20 protein-coding genes and 2 tRNA genes are annotated in these 19870 nt (G+C 34.4%); 3 read left to right on the plus strand and 19 right to left on the minus strand.

What is annotated here, in order from left to right; translation table 11 throughout:
* Nucleotides 1–128: 128 nt before the first annotated feature.
* Nucleotides 129–2030 (minus strand): M13-type metalloendopeptidase, encoded by a 1902-nt coding sequence (locus BN853_RS08035; RefSeq protein WP_030005440.1) that lies wholly within the window; start codon nt 2028–2030, stop codon nt 129–131.
* Nucleotides 2027–2722 (minus strand): DUF2161 family putative PD-(D/E)XK-type phosphodiesterase, encoded by a 696-nt coding sequence (locus BN853_RS08040; protein WP_030005441.1) that lies wholly within the window; start codon nt 2720–2722, stop codon nt 2027–2029. Before BN853_RS08040 ends, BN853_RS08035 begins: the two co-directional genes overlap by 4 nt.
* A gap of 141 nt (nt 2723–2863) precedes the next feature.
* Between BN853_RS08040 and BN853_RS08045 the strand changes: the two genes are divergently transcribed.
* Nucleotides 2864–3187: a hypothetical protein gene (locus tag BN853_RS08045; RefSeq protein WP_030005442.1), complete on the plus strand. Its 324-nt coding sequence runs from the start codon at nt 2864–2866 to the stop codon at nt 3185–3187.
* Between the two features lie 59 nt (nt 3188–3246).
* Here the strand turns inward: BN853_RS08045 and BN853_RS08050 are convergent, their stop codons facing one another.
* Complete coding sequence (locus tag BN853_RS08050) at nt 3247–3570, minus strand: DUF1905 domain-containing protein (protein ID WP_030005443.1); 324 nt, start codon at nt 3568–3570, stop codon at nt 3247–3249.
* Nucleotides 3571–3602: 32 nt separating this feature from the next.
* Entirely contained in the window at nt 3603–4778 is a 1176-nt protein-coding gene (locus BN853_RS08055; RefSeq protein ID WP_030005444.1) for a GGDEF domain-containing protein, read from the minus strand.
* A gap of 354 nt (nt 4779–5132) precedes the next feature.
* Between BN853_RS08055 and BN853_RS08060 the strand changes: the two genes are divergently transcribed.
* Both BN853_RS08060 and BN853_RS08065 read left to right on the plus strand, forming a co-directional pair.
* Complete coding sequence (locus tag BN853_RS08060) at nt 5133–5372, plus strand: DUF1475 family protein (protein WP_282430945.1); 240 nt, start codon at nt 5133–5135, stop codon at nt 5370–5372.
* A 1-nt stretch (nt 5373) separates the two neighbouring features.
* Nucleotides 5374–5658: a hypothetical protein gene (locus BN853_RS08065; protein ID WP_030005447.1), complete on the plus strand. Its 285-nt coding sequence runs from the start codon at nt 5374–5376 to the stop codon at nt 5656–5658.
* A gap of 77 nt (nt 5659–5735) precedes the next feature.
* On the opposite strand, the gene BN853_RS08070 is transcribed toward BN853_RS08065, so the two are convergent.
* The 15 genes from BN853_RS08070 to BN853_RS08140 all read right to left on the minus strand — a co-directional run bounded on the left by BN853_RS08070 (nt 5736) and on the right by BN853_RS08140 (nt 19863).
* Entirely contained in the window at nt 5736–6773 is a 1038-nt protein-coding gene (locus tag BN853_RS08070) for a hypothetical protein (RefSeq protein ID WP_030005448.1), read from the minus strand.
* A 261-nt stretch (nt 6774–7034) separates the two neighbouring features.
* Nucleotides 7035–7685 carry a vWA domain-containing protein gene (locus tag BN853_RS08075; RefSeq protein WP_052591500.1) on the minus strand — a complete coding sequence of 217 codons (651 nt, stop codon included), beginning with the start codon at nt 7683–7685 and terminating at the stop codon, nt 7035–7037.
* Between the two features lie 78 nt (nt 7686–7763).
* Nucleotides 7764–8741 (minus strand): macro domain-containing protein, encoded by a 978-nt coding sequence (locus BN853_RS08080; RefSeq protein ID WP_030005450.1) that lies wholly within the window; start codon nt 8739–8741, stop codon nt 7764–7766.
* 729 nt (nt 8742–9470) lie between these two features.
* Nucleotides 9471–11300 (minus strand): hypothetical protein, encoded by a 1830-nt coding sequence (locus BN853_RS08085; RefSeq protein WP_052591388.1) that lies wholly within the window; start codon nt 11298–11300, stop codon nt 9471–9473.
* Nucleotides 11287–11928, minus strand: coding sequence for a hypothetical protein (locus BN853_RS08090; RefSeq protein ID WP_030005452.1), 642 nt, complete (start codon nt 11926–11928; stop codon nt 11287–11289). Before BN853_RS08090 ends, BN853_RS08085 begins: the two co-directional genes overlap by 14 nt.
* Nucleotides 11918–12580, minus strand: a complete 663-nt coding sequence (locus BN853_RS08095; RefSeq protein WP_030005453.1) for a Pycsar system effector family protein — start codon at nt 12578–12580, stop codon at nt 11918–11920. The genes BN853_RS08090 and BN853_RS08095 overlap by 11 nt, the downstream gene beginning before the upstream one ends.
* Nucleotides 12573–13322, minus strand: a complete 750-nt coding sequence (locus tag BN853_RS08100; protein WP_157869956.1) for an adenylate cyclase — start codon at nt 13320–13322, stop codon at nt 12573–12575. The genes BN853_RS08095 and BN853_RS08100 overlap by 8 nt, the downstream gene beginning before the upstream one ends.
* Before the next feature lie 493 nt (nt 13323–13815).
* A tRNA-Glu gene (locus BN853_RS08105) sits at nt 13816–13891 on the minus strand.
* A 109-nt stretch (nt 13892–14000) separates the two neighbouring features.
* Entirely contained in the window at nt 14001–14384 is a 384-nt protein-coding gene (locus tag BN853_RS08110) for a hypothetical protein (RefSeq protein ID WP_030005455.1), read from the minus strand.
* A 45-nt stretch (nt 14385–14429) separates the two neighbouring features.
* On the minus strand, nt 14430–15407 hold the full coding sequence (asnA, locus tag BN853_RS08115; protein ID WP_030005456.1) for an aspartate--ammonia ligase: 978 nt from the start codon (nt 15405–15407) through the stop codon (nt 14430–14432).
* Between the two features lie 313 nt (nt 15408–15720).
* On the minus strand, nt 15721–16602 hold the full coding sequence (locus BN853_RS08120) for a DUF4097 family beta strand repeat-containing protein (RefSeq protein ID WP_030005457.1): 882 nt from the start codon (nt 16600–16602) through the stop codon (nt 15721–15723).
* A complete protein-coding gene (locus tag BN853_RS08125) occupies nt 16599–17084 on the minus strand; it encodes a DUF1700 domain-containing protein (protein WP_030005458.1) in 486 nt (161 codons plus the stop codon). Before BN853_RS08125 ends, BN853_RS08120 begins: the two co-directional genes overlap by 4 nt.
* A 3-nt stretch (nt 17085–17087) precedes the next feature.
* Nucleotides 17088–17390, minus strand: a complete 303-nt coding sequence (locus BN853_RS08130; RefSeq protein ID WP_030005459.1) for a PadR family transcriptional regulator — start codon at nt 17388–17390, stop codon at nt 17088–17090.
* Between the two features lie 100 nt (nt 17391–17490).
* A tRNA-Ser gene (locus tag BN853_RS08135) sits at nt 17491–17583 on the minus strand.
* Between the two features lie 102 nt (nt 17584–17685).
* Entirely contained in the window at nt 17686–19863 is a 2178-nt protein-coding gene (locus BN853_RS08140) for a Tex family protein (RefSeq protein WP_030005460.1), read from the minus strand.
* Nucleotides 19864–19870: the final 7 nt, after the last annotated feature.

Genomic DNA, 19870 nt, shown 5'->3' on the forward strand with positions numbered 1-19870 from the left:
CCTCCAATTTAGATGATATCTATCGTTAATATACCATAAAATCGTATACTTTGTTCAATTTTTTCTATTTTTTTCGTAATAAAACAAAAAAACACGACCAGTCACCCGGTCATGTCTTAGCGTTGATTCTACCAAATACTCACCATTTCTTCTTTCTTTAAATACATCGGGTCATCTTCTTTTATTTCATAGAAGTTGATGAATTCTTCTAGATTACTTAACTGGCGATTCGCTCTTAGAATCGTTGGCCCATGAACATCTACTCTAAGTAGTAGTTCTGCGTATTCTTTGGATGACTTGTTACGCCACACACGTGCCCAGTTTTGAAAGAACTCGTCATAGTTATGATCGTCTTTTTTCTTACTTGCTTCTAGCGCACAACGTAACCCGCCACTATCGGCGATATTTTCTGAGACCGTAAGGGTCCCATTACATGGACCTACCCCCGTTTCAACGCCATCAAACAGCTTAATCATGTCTTGTGATTTTTGATTAAATGCGTCTAAGTCTTCTTTACTCCACCAATTGTTTAATGAACCAAATTCATCGAATTTAGCTCCATTATTATCAAACGCATGTGAAATTTCGTGTGCCATTACCGCACCAATGCCACCGTAGTTTTCTGATGGGCTTTGTTCAAGGCTGTAATAAGGTTTTTGTAGAATGGCCGCTGGAAATACAATTTGATTATTTGTTGGGCTATAATACGCATTGACCATACTTGCAGGCATACCCCATAAATTACGATTTGGTGCTTGATTGTATTTTTGATAATTAAATGCGTTAATCAATCGGTTCATCTTAATCTTTTCTAAAACAAGGTTTGACCCCTCGTCGTAGTTTTTGATGTCAATTTGATCTAAGTATGGTGGCAATTCATCCGGGTAGCCAACGTGTACTGAGAGTGTTGACAACTTTTTGATTGCTTTTTCTTTGGTTTCTTCTTTTAACCAATCGTTCTTTCTAATTCGTTCTTCATAAATTCCGATGATTTCATGAACCATTGCCTTCACGTCATTCTTGGCTTTCTCACCGAAGTAATGCTTGCCGTAGTAAAGACCAACCGATTGTCCAAAACGGTTGTAGGCTTGATAAAATGCGAACTTCTCTTTACTTCTGGCTTCCTTAATCCCCGATAGCGCGCGTGAGAACGCACCGCTTGCGACTCGGATTTCATCTGATAAATCGCTTGCAAATGCCATAGCGTTTGATAAAATCATCCACGACTTCATTAAACTAAAATGTTCTTCATTGATGATTGAATCAAATGCGTTAATGAAATCCAGATTTAAAACAATTAACTCATCAACTTTTTGATTAACTAGTTTCTCTGCTGTTTTTATCACACCAAACGAATTAATCTTTTGGTTAACCTCTTCTTTTTTAAGCGGGTTATACATTTTCACGTAATCGGCTTTCTCCACACTCGATTTCGTTACTGGGACTAAAAGGGAATCAAACAAAATTGCGTCATCGATAATGGATTGTCCGTCTTGTTCATTATAACCAAATAGGGCTAAGAGCGCTTTTGATGTTTGTGTAAACAACCCAAGCATTTGTTCTTTGGATTGTTCATCCTTATAGTAACTGGTGTCAGGTAAAAATAAATCGGAGGCACCAAAATAGAGTACTTGGTTATTACTATTCATAAAGTCTTGCATGACGTAATAACCAAATGGGGTTTCAATCCCATCGAGTGTTAAATCCACGTAGGAGGCCTCAAGATCACTTAGGTTTTTTAGACCATTAATTCGATTTTTGATTACTTCAAATGGTTTTGAGCCTAATAAGTCACGTTTCTCAAAATCCTTAGTCATTTGATAATACTTAATGTACTTCTTTAGTTGTGGGTTTAATTCTTTGTTGTTACTCTCCCATACGCTAGTTAAATCCATTAGTGTTTTTTCAATGCCCAAATGCAGTTCTAAAAACGCCGACATGGATGGTTGATCCGCTGGTATCTCTGCTTTTTCTAGCCAGTCTTTATTGACTGCCTCATAAAAATTCTTCTTTATTAATGCTTTGTTCATAAATTCACCTCTCCTTTTTCAATTTTATCATTAATTTCCTTTGTCAACGAGTCTAAATCCTTCTTACCAAGCTCAGATAGTGTGTAACTGCCTCTTCTTGGGTTTAAAAACCACCCATAATAATTCTTTCTTAGCATCCCTGGTGCTTCTTTAATCCCGGTATAGTTAATGATTTCTTTTGGAGACTTTTCACCAAATTCCTCTAGATATTTGGCAATCTCGATGACTTTTTCCTTGTAGGCGGTCATCTTTTTTCCGTTTGTGCCCCCAACGTTTTGGTTTGTTTTCCTTAGGGCAAATTCATTTAACAGTTTGACTTTTTTCTTCTTTGACTGTGCCATGCTTTTTTTAAAATCAAAGCCAAACGTTTCAAGCCTCACCTCTGCGAAACCTTCGTCAACCACAATTAACCCAATCTCTAAGCGTTTTAATAATAAAATAAATGATTTAAGACTCGAACGATTGCTTGTTGTTGCTTTCTTTGGCAGGCAAACATAAACTTTGTCTGCGAACTTCTGGCGATCAATCGCTTGATAGATTAGCTTAAGTGATATACTTAATTTTAGTTCGATAATCACCACATAGTCGTCTTTGATAGCCATGATATCACAACTACCCACCTCAGCTTTTACCTCAAATCCTTGGTCTTCTAATAGCACCAGACAAGGTTCATAAAGGTCCGTTTCTTTCATTTAATCACCTATCTTTCGATTGATTAGTTCTATTGTAGACCTATTTTATTCGTTTGTAAACATCTAATATCACAAAAAATAAAGAAAACCACCTCAACAGAAGTGGTAAATAGACTACGTGAAGCTTAAGGTTTTGTCACTATGATTGCATCTAATGAAATACTGGTTTGTGCACAAATCGAGTTTAGTGCTCTAAATTTAATTACCTATGGCTTACCTATTTTGGCAAGTCTATCTTTATTCTTATCAAAACAGGGTTACCTATTCTCTTCAATTCTTTTTAGTTTTGGTGCAATCTTACTGTATTTCATTCCATCATTTACAACCGTAACAACCACACTTTTTGATAACGTTACGCCATTAAACATTGATTGGCTCTTTGGAAGTGGCCTAATCATCGCACTGGTTTTATCGATCATAGGCTCTATTTCTAGCCTATTACTAACCATACTCAACCGAGATTAAACAAAGTTACTAAAAAAAATGTGCTTCTCTAAAAAGAGAGACACATTTTTTATCGTCTTTTATAACGAATCTAAGACCTCTTTAATCATTTCTTCACTATCGGTCCATTCCATCAAGTATAACGTAACGCTCACACAATCGCCACCGGTTTTATTGATCGCCTGACGAATTGTTTGATTAATCGATATCAGTTTATCCCCGTCTTTTCTTGGGGCAAGATTTAACTCTTTAATTTCATAATCATCAATCTTACCAAACACCTTCATTCGTCCCCAAGTACCCGTTAAATCTTTTGTGTTAGGAATTCTAAGGTGATAAGTCCAAGCCCCAAACCCTTCTTTGTAGGTTAAGATGAGCGGTTCATTTTTTATAATCAGTTTCACTTGTCTTTCCTCCTTTAAAGAATTCACTTATTCTAGCGTGTTTGTTTTTTCTCTTTTTTCTCTAAATACATCAATTGATCGGCCAAACTAATAAGTTCATCACTCGTTAACCCGTCCGTCGGAAAATAGGAAAGCCCGCAACTAAATCCTAAAAATGGTAATCCATTGTCAAGGTTAGCTTCAACTAATAAACGACAGGACTTGATGTCAAACTGCTCAATATGATTTTTGACGATCGCAATAAACTCATCACCGGCAAACCGGTAAAACTCACCATAATCGCCTATGGCCCTTTTTACCGCCTCAGCAAACGATCTTAAATATTGATCACCTTCTTGATGACTATAACGGTCGTTAATTTCTTTTAATTGATCGAGGTCCATGAAAACCAATAAAAACGGTCTAGCTTCTTTAATCAAAGAATCGATGTCACTATAAAGTGAATACCTATTTTTCACTCCCGTCAAGGTGTCCGTGTAGGCAATCGATGAGATTGTCTTTGACTCTTTTGCTAGCGTAGTTACTTGAGCACTAAGTTGTTCTTTGTCTTCAAGGGTTTTCATCTTCTTTTCAATTTCTTTAAATAAAAATGACATAATCACATAAATAAATACCGTTAGTCCAATCGCTATATAGCCATGGATGAAATAGATTGGTCGCTGAAATATCGCATTTGGGACAAACAAAATAAAATAAAGAAGCGCGTATGATAGGATCATCGCCCCGTTTAACACCCACCACCCCTTATCCAAACGATTCGCCATTTTTAAGTATGTGGGTCTTACATATTTAAACATCACAGATAACAACATCAGATAAGTCAAGATTCTAGCCAATAAATCAAATAGTGGGGCATCCTTACCAAAAAGTAAATAAGACGTCAGTAGCCCATTGATTATCGTTAGGTTACCAACCATTTGCACCGACAGTAGTGCAAAAATGACTTTAGCCCCACGATAATAAGAAAAGATCAAAAACATGAATACGTGTGGTATCGTCAGCGTCAAAAAATAAAACCTAACGTAGAATTTAACCCCGTAAAGGCTAATCAAAAAAGCGTTGATTACCGTAATGAGTATCGCCCCAGCAACGACAATTCGTTGATTGTTTCTTACAGGTTCTTTAAGTGGTATCATCACCAACATCAAATAAACGATGAACGCGTGAGAGCCAAGTAATCGTAAGACGGTTTCAAGTTCAGTTGTCATATGATTTATTCTCACAGCCTTCCTAAGGTAGTTACCTTTATAGCAAAAATATACCACGAATCACTAAGAGATGCAATGACGATAACCATGTGATTCATTGAACTTAGACATCAAAATTCTTTCTTAAGTCATTCTTTGAGCTTCAAATATCAATAAACAACATTTCAGGCGGTATAATGACCTTATCCTCATGTATGAACGATCACGACAAATAAGAAAGAGGTAAGAAAAATGAAATTCGTAAAAATCATCGCATGGCTTGGCTTAATCTCAATGACTCCCGTTTTACTTCACGGGTTTATCAATGAAAACTTCTTTAGTGATGGTAAAACTTTACTTGCAAACCCTTGAGGGTTGATCTCCTTTATTGATCTATACGTCGGATTCTTTTTAATGGCGTTATGGATTTTATTTCGTGAAGAGAAAAATTACTTGAAAATCCTTTGGTTTATCCTACTGATGGTTTTCGGTTTTTTCACAGGCGCACTCTACGTACTAATTCAACTCTACCGCAGTCAAGGTGATTGGTTATCGTTTTTCTTAGGTCATCAAAAAGAACGTTTGCTCAAACAAAGCATAAAAAATCGGTCTTAGGATGAAAAAATTGTTTAAAGAACTTCTTCAAGAACTTACGTTGGTCTTAAAAGGAAAGACCTTAGACACACTGATTACGCCATTGATATTTATCCTTACTTTAAACTTATTTGACCTTAATACGGCCATCATCACGTCGGTCGTTGGCTATCCGCTTTTATTTCTTATCTTAGTAACTAGCTACATCTACGGCATCTACCGATTAAGAAAACTAAAAGGCCCTGGCATCGACGAGTTCATTCAAAAGAAAGAACCACCGTTTCGTGGTCAAACAAGAGGCTTCTAACAAACAAAAGGACGATCAAGTCTAAAAGATAAAACCATCTTTTATCGACTTGATCGTCCTTTTTGATTGATATTCATTTAATAAGCGTCAAAGAAAAAATCACCATACCCTAGGTATTTAAACGTCTCATCCTCGTATTTAAAGTAATAATACGGTGTATAACTTTGCATAAACATCAAGCCACCAAAATAGCCCTGAAGAACTAAAAATGACCCATTTGAATTTTCAACAAAATACGTCTCGTTAAAGACAAACTGGCCTTCTTTCGCATACCCATGAATCTCTTTTAATGAATTTGAAAGTCCCATAAAATCATCGTATTGATACGTCTTACCCAGCCATGTGATTTCATAGGTGTACTCATCAAGATAAAAAGGGTCTTTAAACACTTGATCGTAATCACTAGTTTCTCCTGTTTTATAGTTATAGGCCACTTTATCACGTATACTAAGCAAGTAGTCTCCCTTGATTTGATTGTAGATGACCTCATCTGTCACGTATCGTGTTTCTGTGATGGTTGGCCCATCAAATGAAACAACGACTAGTTCTTCATCGATGTAGGCAAATCGTTGGTCTTTTCCATCACTAGCTAGTGGTTCTACCTCAAAGGTTTTTATAACCTCGTTGGTTTGTAATACGACGTACTCTATCGCATCCTTAGTTTTGATTAACGCGTGGGTATGATCAAATAGATCAACAAACGTCTGTATATCAGTTACACCATATGCGCCAAACGTTCTAAGTATGCTTACCTTTAATGAGGTGGTATCAATAAAACCTAAGACGTAATGTGATTTTCTTGGATCCTCTTTGTCCGTTCTTAGTTTGTATGTAAACATCACGTGTTTGTCTTTGTATGTTACTTGGTATCGAATGAAACGGTCTTTGTGATAAGTAATGTCTAAATCGTCTAGCGCCTCTATAATCAACGCATCAAAGTTCGTTTTCTTTTGATTTGTTTGGATGTATTTTCGAGTCACGATGCTGTAGCCATCAAGTTCAACCTTCATTTTAGCGGCTTTTTGTTTAAAACTAACGTTACCACCGTCGCATGCCGAAAGTAGAAAAAGTAGTAAAATCACCATCGTCAGTTTGACTAGTATCGGTTTTCTCATTTGTCATCAACCTCATCTCTTTTATTTATCATTATACGTGAAAATGTGTCAAAGTGATGAACTTCCATTTAAATCAAACTAAGTCTTTTGCTCATCATCTTTAAAACTGATAAGGTCGAGTAAAAAAAATCACCTAACAAAGGCAAACAAGTGATACTTATTTGACTAAATAATGTCTTTTAATTAATCGTTGTTCATATAATCCTTAGGACTTGAAGCCGGTAGCAATAGGATAGTCAACCAAGCCAAATCAAACTAACGCTACTTCTTATGACGTGTTTGATAGTCTTCATCAATCTCATTTTTCCAATCGGAGCTGATTGATTTTTTTACCCTAAGTTCACTGATTGTTTCAGCAATCACTCTAAAGTTTAACTCTGTTCCTTCTTCATCGGCGTGATAATTAGCCACTCGGTCTTCTGAAATCCCGAAATCTTTAGCGGTATTAAGCGCATCCATATTGGCGCCTAAAAAAATAAATTCCCATTGGTATTTTTCTTTTTGGAACTCAATCATTTGTTTAATTTTCGCACTTGAATATTCTCTACTTGCATTTTCCATTCCATCGGTTGTAATAACAACAACAGTTCTCTCCGGTATTTCATCATTTTTTAGCTTTTTATGACATGCAATTATTTGTGTGACACTTCGACCAATCGCATCTAGTAACGCGGTGGTTCCTCTAACAAAATATTCGTTTGTTGTCATGTCATTAACGTTACTGATTCGTTTTCTTTGATGAATTAATTCGTAATGATCATCAAACAAAACGGTTGTCACAAGTGCTTGTCCCTTAGTTTCTTTTTGTCTTTTGATCATTGAATTAAACCCACCGATGGTATCTTTTTCTAAGCCTGCCATTGAGCCACTGCGGTCTAAGATAAAAATTAACTCGACTAAATCTTTTTTCATATTCATCTACCCTCTTTCATACCTTAAGGATACACGAATATTGAATCCATTTGGTCGCCTAGAAAGCGACAAATAAAATTAGATGCCTCCGATGGTTTTTTGTTCAAATGCGAAAAGCACTTGATTAATTTCATACAAATCATAATTTTCATCTTCAATAAAATACGAAATGATTTTATCGAACTTTGAACTAGGTGATAGCGAATACCCCGCTTTATTCAGTAAATCTTTTGTCTGATCTAGATTCAGTTCTAAGGCAATTGAAAAGGCAATGACTGTCAGTTTACTTGGTTGGTAATCGTCGTTACTTTTAATTTTTGAAAATAGTTTGCGATCAATGTTCGCTTTTTTATAGACGTCAACGTCAGTTAAATCACTTTCATCAATCAAACGAAACAAACACGAACTAAATGTCTCGTCTAAGGTTAAATCAATTTCTGATAGCTTTCTAGTTCTTAAAATTCTTCTAGCCACTGGACGTTCATATGCATCCACCAAATCCATTTTAAAGAAAACTCTGTTTGTCTTTGATTCATCCAAATCACTTAAGTAATTTTTTACCTCATTGAAGCGGTCTAAAGAGACTTGATACGACGCCTCATCATAAACCACTAAATAAATCATCATCTCGTGTTTTTCTAAAAACAGTTTAATTTCAGAAAGCGCTACTTCTAGCGCTTCTCCTCTTGGAAATCTGTTGGCACCTGAGGCGATTAATGGAAATGCAATCGACTCAAATTGGTGTGTGCTTGCTAGTTTTAAGGAAGCCTTATACGCTTGGCGTAATGCTTGTGTTTCATGATGTGATCCGTTTTTATAAACCGGTGATGCCACATGAATCACATGCTTTGCAGGTAAATCAAAGCCTTTAGTAAGAACAGCCTCTTTAGCTTTGATTACACCATAGGCGTTTCTTTCTTCTTGCAAACCAGGGCCAGCTGCCTGATAAATATCGAATTCAACACCATCACTAACGTTTCGATGTATACTTGATGGATTTATAATCGCATCCACCTTCATTTTTGTTATATCACTTCTTAAAATTTCAAAAGGCATTTATCTCACTCCAATCACTAATGAAAGCTTATGTAAAACCTAATAATAGATATCGTTAAAAATCGCTTCATAGTTGTTCCCGCACTTTTAATTTTTCTTTATTTTAAATAATTTTACCATAATATGAACTCTAGGTAAATAAACCGTTAAACCCATAGGACGAACATGCCTTCCTATAGAACTCAGTCTTAGGTGTTTAGGATGAATTAGCGCTAAATTCATGAACTAGTAGATTATAAGAAATTGCAATAACGTTCTAAAAAATGTAAGGCAACTAAGCTTAAACGAAATCATCATTTCTTTATCTTCGATCACTTATTTTTTATAGGAGGCTATTCTTTCGATTAGAAATACGATTTTGCCTGAAGGTATACTCATTTCAATCGAATTTTGTTTGATTTATTATTCTTACAAAAAATATTTAAGGTGCCGTAATCCATCTATGAGTACAAAAAAAACCTGTCTTGTATGTTTTCTTATATGTTTTCTTGTATTAATCATATCAAGGATTTATACGATTATGTTTAAGTACAAAAAAGCCCTTCTCAAAAAAGAGAAGAGCATTCTATATTAGTTATGGTGACCCGTAGGGGTTCACATTTTTTTCAGTGTTTGCCAGTCTAGTCTGGCATGGATATCTTTAGTTAATGTGTTATTTTGGATACTCAGCGAGGCAATTTATATGATGCATCCTAATAAAAACTTTTATTATACATAGTTAATCCAACTCTAAACTTCTTTTGGAGTCAAATAAAAGCCAGGTTTTTCACTTTGATTCACTACATAGAAAACATGAATTTCATCTTTTCGATAATCACGTTTAACTATCTCATAGGCTTGGTCATATGTATAATATAAATCTTCAATCTTGTATAGATTATTTGCTACTCTAACTTTTTCATTTAAGTGTTCCACTATCTCTGAATCACTCAATTTATATCTATATATTTCAAGTGGCAATATCTTATAAGAGAATTTATTGCTATTAATAATTACATTATGAAAGCCTGATGATTTATCATCTTCTCCTAATCCTATAGAATCTTTTTCAATATAGGGGTTTAAATCATATTTCAGACTTTCAATATTAGTAGTCATATTTAACTGATTGTTTTCAATGATTTCTTTTAGTTTCTCGTACTCTTCTAAACTAGTTCCAATTTTAATTGATTCAAGATGTTTTTCAAATATCATGTTGACTATGTGATTTTCCAAAGTAGTATCGAGGAGATAAATTAAAACTTCATTGTTCATTTCAGTTATATTATTTATCCCAAAATTGATCACAACCAACTTGTTTCGTTCTCCATCAAGAGAATTATTTCCAGCAAAATATTTCTCGCTATCAATTTCTTTTGTTGATGAAATAATCCCATCCTCTTCAATGAACTCTTTATCCAGTTTTGTGTCTGATCCAATTGTATATGTGTTGTTGCATTGATGTCCATCTTTTTCCAATTTAATCAACTCAGAATTTACATAATTGAAATAATCAACAAAACCCTGAGCTTCGATGTTCTTATTCCACTTGAGAAACTTAAGTAACTCCAGCGTTCTTGTTATATGGGTCTCTGCAATTTGGAGTTCATCATTTTTGAAAGTAAAAGCCTCCAGAACTCTATTTAGAACTAGTACTCGTTTATCTATGCTTAACTGCTTAAACTTAAAAAATTCCTCTATATTTCTGCTGCGAGGATTAATTAACATTATTGAAATATACAAATCTATCATCATATGTTCTGTAAATACAGTACTCTTGAGAACTGAGTAATTGTTAGAATAATACTCTAAATCCATAAGGTCTGAACTCAGAAAATCAAAATCTTGAAAAGAACTGAAAAGCTCCTTTATATTTCTTTTCATCAAATCAATTAAGGATGCTTTTTGATCAATAAAATCAATTGATACTTTCTTTTCTAAGGTATTATATACCAACGAGGAATGTACCTGATCTATTGATTGATCCATTCTTGTATATCCCCAACTTAAAATTAAAATATTGGCTAATACAAGCTTTTGAATGTTTTTCGATATTGTCATTGGATAATTATGTAAACTTACCAATGTTGCTTCTGAAAGAATTTTTGCTACATCGTTGTTTTCATTAAAACAGATTAAATTTTTATAAATATTTCTAAAGGTAGGAACAATAACCTCTATATAATCGTTTTTTGGATCAAAAACATTTAATAAATCAGTCATCATTTGCTTTAAAAACTGATTTCGATATTCACGTAAGGCTATATTTCTTGCTGTTCTACTAAACATATTGTATAAAATTGTTATTTTTAAAGAACTTTTAATTTGTTTAGAATAAATAACATCTTTTACTTGTTTCATAATGTTACTTTTTAAATATGTTTCTACCGAGCTGTATTCAATAGTGTCAAATTCTTCAAATAGTAATTGTCGAATTCGATTAAAATCTTCATTCTGGCTATACATATTATTAACGAATGTTTCGAATGCAAAGGAAAATCCTTTATTAAATACTATTTCATGGAATATTTTCTTCTCAGTTTCTAATATCAAGGGGGCAAATGAGTTAGTCTTTTTCATCGTGTTCCACCTCTTCTTTAACTTTTTTTATAAAATCTAAAATTTGATTGTTTTCTTCCAGACTTCTATCAATCCATCCCTCAAGAAAATAATTATAGCTTGAATATAATATTAGATAACCATTCTCACTTAAAGTCTTTTTATTGAGCAAGAACTTCCTAATCTTATCATCGTTCATAACATAGTTAAAATATATCACTGCACTTACTGCTAATACTACAATAATATAAATAAAATATAATCCTAAAATATAAATGTTACTAGTCATAAATGCTAAATAGGATAAAAGCATTGTAAGAAAAGATAGACTTGATAACTGATTAAACTTGATTGGAAAACTATTAAAAGAATTATACCTATGGAAAGCAATGCCATAATATTTTTTATTAGAATTGGTTAATATTGAAAGTATTGTCATCGATAGCACTGATATAGTGATAATTCCAGAAAACACACTTTGAAGATACAACTCATCGTCATTTAAAAAGTTAAACTTGATGGAATCACCAAAAGCCATCAAAATATGCATAATAAAAATAGCAACCAAAAAAAACCAGTAAGAAAACATTGCCCTAGAAATGCCAATATGTATTTTGTTAAAAAAATAAACCAATGCTCTATAAATCATTAATCTTACCTTTTTCACAATTAATTTTGTTTTTTGGAAAATTTTTTTTTTTACTAATATGATTTAGCTTAGTTAGTATGCCAAAAACTTTATTAGTGTATACAAGTTCAAAAAAAATGAATATTAAAAATATCCAGAAATTATATCCAGAAATGTATTCAGCAATCAAACCTAAAACAGTTATAAGTACAATGTGTCCCAAAATGTAAAATGCGATTTTATGTGTATATACTTTATTTTCAAGAATATTTGCATTTACATATATTTGCTTTAATAAATCTATTTCATCTTTTTCTGATTTTTTTGTATTGTATTTTTCGCTGTATTTTTCGATAAATACATCACAATCAACAAACTGAATTATTGATTTCCAATAAAAAATATTTAGCTCATCAGATTTTTTCTTTCTAAAGTTGAACTTGTTAGAGTATATAGGAACTAAAGACCATACCAACAGCAATAATGGTAATAATAAAAATAAGAATAAATATTGCATTCCATTTAGTTGCTCTTGAGTATAAAGAGTGGCTGGTATGTCAGAAATAAAGGCAAAAAAGGCAGAAATAATAACTATAAAAATATTAGCCTTAGCATCTGAGTTTCTTTGCTCCTCTTTAATGATGTCATAAGATTTGATTAAAATATCATTCATCTTTCATTCCTCCTGCAACCCAATTATTAAACTCCACATCGACAATACCACATTGCACATATTCTCTATTCTTATAATTAAATGTAGAAAACCAACTATCAACATTCTTATTTGGATTGCGTTCTTTTATCTTGTCAATAATGAATTCCAAATTGTTGGCATTAATACCGATAGCCTTTCTTCCAGCTTTGCTCATACAATTTGATAATTTAGATGCAATATGTATTGCGTCTCCTATCCAAACTTTATCATTAGCACCTGTTCCTTTTCGACCAGTTTTAACGATAAACTCGTAATCACAGGAAAACCCAATACCAATATCGATTTTCCTATATCCTTTCTCACTAAATAAAGAATTCAGCATATAAACCAATGTATTTATTAAGATAGTCAGATCAAAGATTTTCAATTCATCTGAATCTTTTGGTGTTGAATATATACCGTAAACACAATCCCCCCTAATACCTAACTCTCTTACTAAATCTTTTTCCAAATTTAATATTTCTAATGTCTCAGAAATAAATGATCGTAATATTTTTGACATTTCGATGAACTCTTCTTCTTCCATCATTTGTGATGAATTTCTTAAGTCAACAAATATTGCACTAGTCCACGCTTTTATACCGTTATCATATTTAAAGTCACTGTCATTAATGGGAATTGATTTTCTTTCATTTATTGAAGTATCATTATCTAATATTTGAATGACTCTACTTTTCCCATCCTTATATTTATATTTCAATGTCATTATCCCCCATACCCGTACAATTTATTTTTATTATAGCACTAATTTAAGAATTTTGGTAATTTTCATGAAGCTTCAATTACATTGCTAGGTTACTGTATATAAATATATCCACAATATCCTAAAGATATATAAGTTTCTCAACGACTGCAATGTGACTCACAGTTTATTATATTTGGAGTAAATGGAAACTGAACTAAATTCTTGACAAGGCTTATTATTTATCAGTCGAATAATAAAAATGACAAAACTTATGCCAATATAAACTGGCTTTTATAGCATAAATCAATAATTTGTCATGGACTTTCAAAAAGAGGTGTAATTTTTGCTTATGTCGACATAAGTTTTAAAAAGTTTTCTCATTTTGATTAAACCCTACCTAATTTCAAATTTCCACTAATATTTGCCTGATAATGAGTTTAAAAACTCTACATAAATGTCTAGAAAAAAAGCCCTTCCCACGGGTGAGAAGAGCGTTTCATATCATTATTGGTGACCCGTACGGGATTCGAACCCGTGAATGCATGCGTGAAAGGCATGTGAGTTAACCGTTTCTCCAACGGGCCATATTTTTACCAGCTTTTTTAGTATACTATACTTAAAACTTTTTTGCAACACTTTTTCAAAAAAAAGACACACGTTTTATTGTGTGTCTTAGAAATACCGTAATAACCCTTAGACTCTTTTAAAGAACCGGTATAAAATCGGGCTAAAGTAAAAACAGATAAAGTAAAAATAGAACCCCAAAGTTTTAAATGGTGTTACGTCTCTAAAAATGATCATAACGAGAACCTCAAGTGACAACAGACTCATGGTCCAATAAAAACTAATTTGATACGTCTCTTCAATGGTTTCTAGGATGCTATAGCGCTGCAAGAAATACCCGAGCCCAACCACACCGATTGAAGCCAAAAAATAGGTTGTATCAACGATGATACGGGAATCACTACTTGACTTAAATATCACATGCTCAAGTAAGATACCTAACAGTAAGCGGATCAACAAAACAGATAAAACATAAAACAAGCCTATCTTGATGTAATTATCTCTCGCTTTCATATAAGCCCCCCCCCCAGACACTTATATTATACCCCCATTTTTCTTTTACAACAAATAGACGTTTTCTTTTGCTAGATTTTCTTTCATTTCTTCTGGCCAATGACTTGCCTGTACTTCACCGATGTGGCGTTTTTCTAAGTAAAATAAACATAGCCTTGATTGTCCAATCCCGCCACCTATGGTTAGCGGCAATGTCTTGTTGATGATTGCCTGATGATATGGGTAATTTAGACGTTCTAAATTTCCCCTTAACTCTAGTTGTGATAATAGCGCTTGATCATCGACTCGAATACCCATACTTGATAATTCTAAGGCGATGTCTAGTGGTTCATGATAAACCAGTAAATCCCCATTTAATGACCAATCATCGTAATCTGGGCTTCTGCCATCGTGTGCTTCATTGTTGGATAATAACCCGCCAATTTGTGTAATAAAGACCGCACCTTTTTCTTTTGTGATTAAGTATTCTCTTTCTTTTGGTGTCTGTGTTGGATACCTCATCAATAGTGCCTCAGAAGAGATGAAATAGATTGATTCTGGCAGCTTCTTAGTTAATTTAGCATAACGCTTGTTGATTTCATCTTCGACCTGTTTTAACGCCTCATAAATGCGTTTAACCACCGAGATTAAAAAAGCTTCTTGTCGTTCTTCTTTAGAGATGATCTTCTCCCAGTCCCATTGATCCACATAGATTGAATGAATTGGCGATAAGACTTCATTTGGCCTTAAGGCATTCATATCGGTGTATAGCCCTTCATCATAAGAAAAACCATAGCGATTAAGCGCCATGCGTTTCCATTTGGCAAGGGATTGAACAATCTCTAAGGTTTGTTCTTGAAATGAAAAACCTACGGGCGGCTCTGCCCCATTTAAATAGTCGTTAATACCGCTGTCTTTATCGACAATCAACGGCGATGAAATCCGTTTTAATTTGAGTGCCTTTGAAAGTTCTTTTTCAAACAGATCTTTGATTGCCTTAATGGCATCTTCGGTTTGCATTAATGATAACTTACTTTGATACATATGATTTATCCTCCAATTAAATAAAAAAAATCCTTAAGATCATAAAATCTTAAGGACGAAATATTCCGTGGTACCACCTTAGTTCTAGTAAATCAAAACTAGCTCATTTGATGTTAACGCCATCCTACGTGTAAGTCTACTAGAGCAAGCTCGTTCTTTTACCTCATCAAAAGTGTTGGTTTCTTGGTGGTTATCTTAGTCTTTCACCCTCACTAAGTCGCTTTTAAAACCAGATCAAGTCACATCTTTATCATCGATTTAACTCATTATAGCGAAAAGACTTTGAAATGTCAATTTTATCGTTAATAACCGCTTATTCATCCCCATAAAAGGATAAGTCGATTGAGCCATTTGATGTAATGGCTTCAATGTATGGTGTTTTGTTTGGGTTGTAGGTTGAAGACCCATAAACCGCATCATTGATTCTAACGGTCCCGTTAGACGTCTTTGTTTTAACTTTATAATCCATAAATTGACCGTAAACATTTAAGTTGATTGAGCCATTAGACGAATGTACTTTAAGACGATTGGTTGTGATTTTAGAACCCGTAATCCGTCCATTAGACGTTTGTGCGTCTATTTCATCAATCGTGATGGTTTGAAGTTCGATAGCACCATTAGAGGTATCGAGGTTTGCTTTTGTTGCTGTAACACCTTCTAAAGAAATATCCCCATTGGAGGTATCTGCTCCTAAAAGCGTAATGCGACTTTCTTGAATCTCAATTTTACCATTTGATGTGACAAATGAGCCTTGTTGTAGATTTACACCAGTGACACTTATCTTTCCATTTGATGTTTTTAAGTACACGTCTTCAATTGCCTCTGGCAGTTCAATAATGACTTCTTTTGGGTTCATCATGCGCGCCAAATTAAAGACTTGAATGCCTCGAGTAAATCGAGTTAAAAATGGGGCACGAACGTCTATATTGAGTTCGTTTTCAAGCTCTTTGATCGTCAGTGTTTCATAATCTTCATAAATGATGGTGATAATCAATTCGTTTGTTAGGGATGGTTTAAGAACGATTTTTTCATCCTCCACACTAAGATAGAGTTTAGTAAAACGATCACTCTCATACTTCAGTACTTTTTCTTCTAATAATCTATCGGCATCATTGCCTGAGAGAAATAAGAATGTGGCTGCCCCAATCATCCCAAGAATAACAAATACAATACCAAATTTTAGTACGAGTTTCATAAGCGGCTCCTTCTTTCCTCAAAATAAGTCATTAGTTGCTTAATACGTCTTAGTGTAAAATAGATACACGCACTTGAGATAAAGATTACCCCAACAGCGATTAATGCTTCCGATAGAAAATACAAGTCCAAATAGAGGCTCTCGTATTGCCCCACACGAAGCAATGTCGTAAAAAATGAGATCCCCCCTGAACTAATCAAAGATATAAAGAAGAATAACGCGATAACCGAAACAATCATTAATAAGACTTGCTTAAAAAGTGTGACTGACTCACGCTTTTTTGACAAATTCGCTGGGTATGTTTTTCCCATCGTCTGAATGATTTCTTTGACACTGCCCAACCGTTTGATCATTTCTTCTTCTGATTCCCCATCTAAGACAGCTTCATCGATTAATTCCTCATAGTACTTAAGGATATCTTGTTGCTCAACGTCATTTCCCAGGGCTAGTTTTAATTCATTTAAAAACTGTTTTTTTGTCATAAGCTACCTCAATATGTATTTATAGATGGTTTCAATCTCTTTAAAATCCTTATACGCCGCATTAATGACGGCCATACCTAAATCCGTGATTCGGTAATACTTTCTTAATCTTGATTGGTGTTGTTCCTGGTAAGTTGTTAAATACTTTTGTTGTTCTAACCGCTTTAAGATTGGGTATAATGTCGATTCACTAATGTCAATTAAGTTCGATAAGTCGGTGATAATTTTATACCCGTATGAAGGCTCTTCTTTCATCGCAGAAAGCACAAGTACTTCAAGAAACCCTTTTTTTAATTGCGCATCCATAAAGATACCCCCTCATACGATATACTATACATTGCATAGTATGAAAAGTCAATAAAAAAATCAAACATTCGTAATGATGTTTGATTTTGTCGTTATTTCGTGGCGGAGCAGGAGGGATTTGAACCCTCGCGCCGGTTTTAGCCGACCTACACCCTTAGCAGGGGCGCCTCTTCAGCCTCTTGAGTACTACTCCAAATGCGCTATTATATGATAACCTATTTTAGCAAAACTGTCAACACAAAACCGTGAAAAATAAAAAAAGCATCTTGGAGAGAGAATGCTTTTTTTATTTATATTAACGAGGTTCGATCATGGAGAGAGAGACTTTCCCTCGTTTTTCATCTACACTTAATACCCAAACTTTAACAATATCCCCGACTGAGACAACATCTTTAGGATGTTTAACAAATGATTTTGATAATTTAGAAATATGTACTAAACCATCTTCTTTCAAACCACAGTCAACAAAGCAACCAAAGTCAACAACGTTACGTACGGTGCCTTCTAATTGCATACCTGGTTTTAAATCTTCTAGGTTAAGAATATCACTTCTTAACACTGGTGCGTCAAATTGGTCTCTAGGATCTCTTAATGGAGCAATAAATGCATCTAGAATGTCATTTAAGGTGTACTTATCGATGCCAAGTGTTTTAACCAGTTCGTTACGGTTAATGGCATCAATGAGTTTTTTTATTTCTGGTTTGCCAAACATCTCTGGCGTGATTTGATACATCGCCATGATTTGTTTTGCGTAATCGTAACTCTCTGGGTGAATTGAGGTAATGTCTAATGGTTCTAACCCATCAGCAATACGCAAGAATCCAACCGATTGTTCAAAGGCTTTATCGCCAAGTCTAGGTACTTTTTTGATGTCCTTACGACTCTTAAATGCGCCAAATTCGTCACGATACTTGACAATATTTTCTGCAACGGTCTTATTCAGACCAGAAATATAAGTTAATAATGCTTGTGAAGCACTGTTGATGTTAACCCCTACTTGGTTGACGGCATTTGTCACCACAAAATCAAGTGATTCACTTAATTTTTTTTGTGAGACGTCATGCTGATATTGACCAACCCCAATGGATTTTGGATCAATTTTTACAAGCTCTGATAGTGGGTCTTGAAGACGACGGGCAATCGATGCCGCACTTCTTTCTTCAACAGAGAAATCTGGAAATTCATTTCTTGCGTAATCACTTGCAGAGTAAACTGAAGCACCCGCTTCGTTAACAATGACGTATTTAACGTCAAGATTGCTTTCTCTAAGTAAATTCGCAATAAAACTTTCTGTTTCTCTTGAGGCTGTTCCATTACCAATGGCAATCAAGTTAACCCCATATTTTGCAATAAACTGTTTAATGATTTTTTCAGATAGTTTGACTCGTTCGTCCGACATTTTTTCCCCAATGTATTTCTCATGTGGGTAAATGACGCCTTTTTGTAAAACAGTGCCTTGCTCATTAACCACACATAGTTTACAACCCGTGCGGTACGCTGGGTCAACACCAAGAACGATTTTATCTTTCATTGGTTGTTGTAAGAGTAAGTTTCTTAAGTTAATTGAGAACACGTCAATGGCTTGATCTTCAGCTTTTGAAGTTAAATCCGAACGGACTTCTCTTTCAATGCTTGGGTAAATCAAACGCTTAAGTGCATCTTCAATCGCCTCTTTAATCAAATGGACGACTGGTGATTTTTGGTTATTGATCACTTTCAAACCGAGATATTGTAACATTACTTCTTGATCCGTGTCAAGAGAAACTGAAATAATTTTTTCATTCTCTGCGCGGTTCATCGCAAGCACACGGTGCGGTGCGACTTTATTGATTAATTCTTTATGGTCATAGTAATTGACATAAACGCCTTTTTCATCAAGTTCTTTGGCATTCTTCTTCTCTTTTGCAACAATCAAACCAGTTTTTTCAACGAGCTCTCTTAAATGCTTACGATACTCAGCGTTATCACTTACGTATTCACTGATGATGTATTTCGCACCAGTAATCGCGTCTTCAATCGTTAAGACTTCGTCTGTTAAAAACGCTTGTGCTTCTAATTCAATATCCACTTGGTTTGGTTGGCTAAAGATCAGATCCGCTAGCGGTTGAAGGCCTTTTTTAATTGCTTCGGTTGCTTTGGTCTTTTTCTTTTCTTTGTAAGGACGATACAAATCTTCAACTTCGATTAATTTGGTCGAACTCATAATTTGCATTTGAAGCGCTTCGGTTAACATGCCTTTTTCGTCAATCAAACGAATAACGTCTTCTTTACGTTTTGCCAAGTTCACGCCATATTCCCACTCTTTGTGAATGGTGTTGATTTGTTCTTCATCTAGCCCGCCGGTAACTTCCTTACGGTATCTTGCGATAAACGGAATGGTATTGCCTTCATCAAGTAATTTTAAAACGGACTCGACTTGTGCACCCTTAATCGATAGATTTTGACTGATTTCTTTAATTAAATTTTGATCCATAGTTTCA

The sequence above is a fragment of the Paracholeplasma brassicae genome (assembly GCF_000967915.1).
Lineage (GTDB): Bacteria > Bacillota_I > Bacilli_A > Acholeplasmatales > UBA5453 > Paracholeplasma > Paracholeplasma brassicae.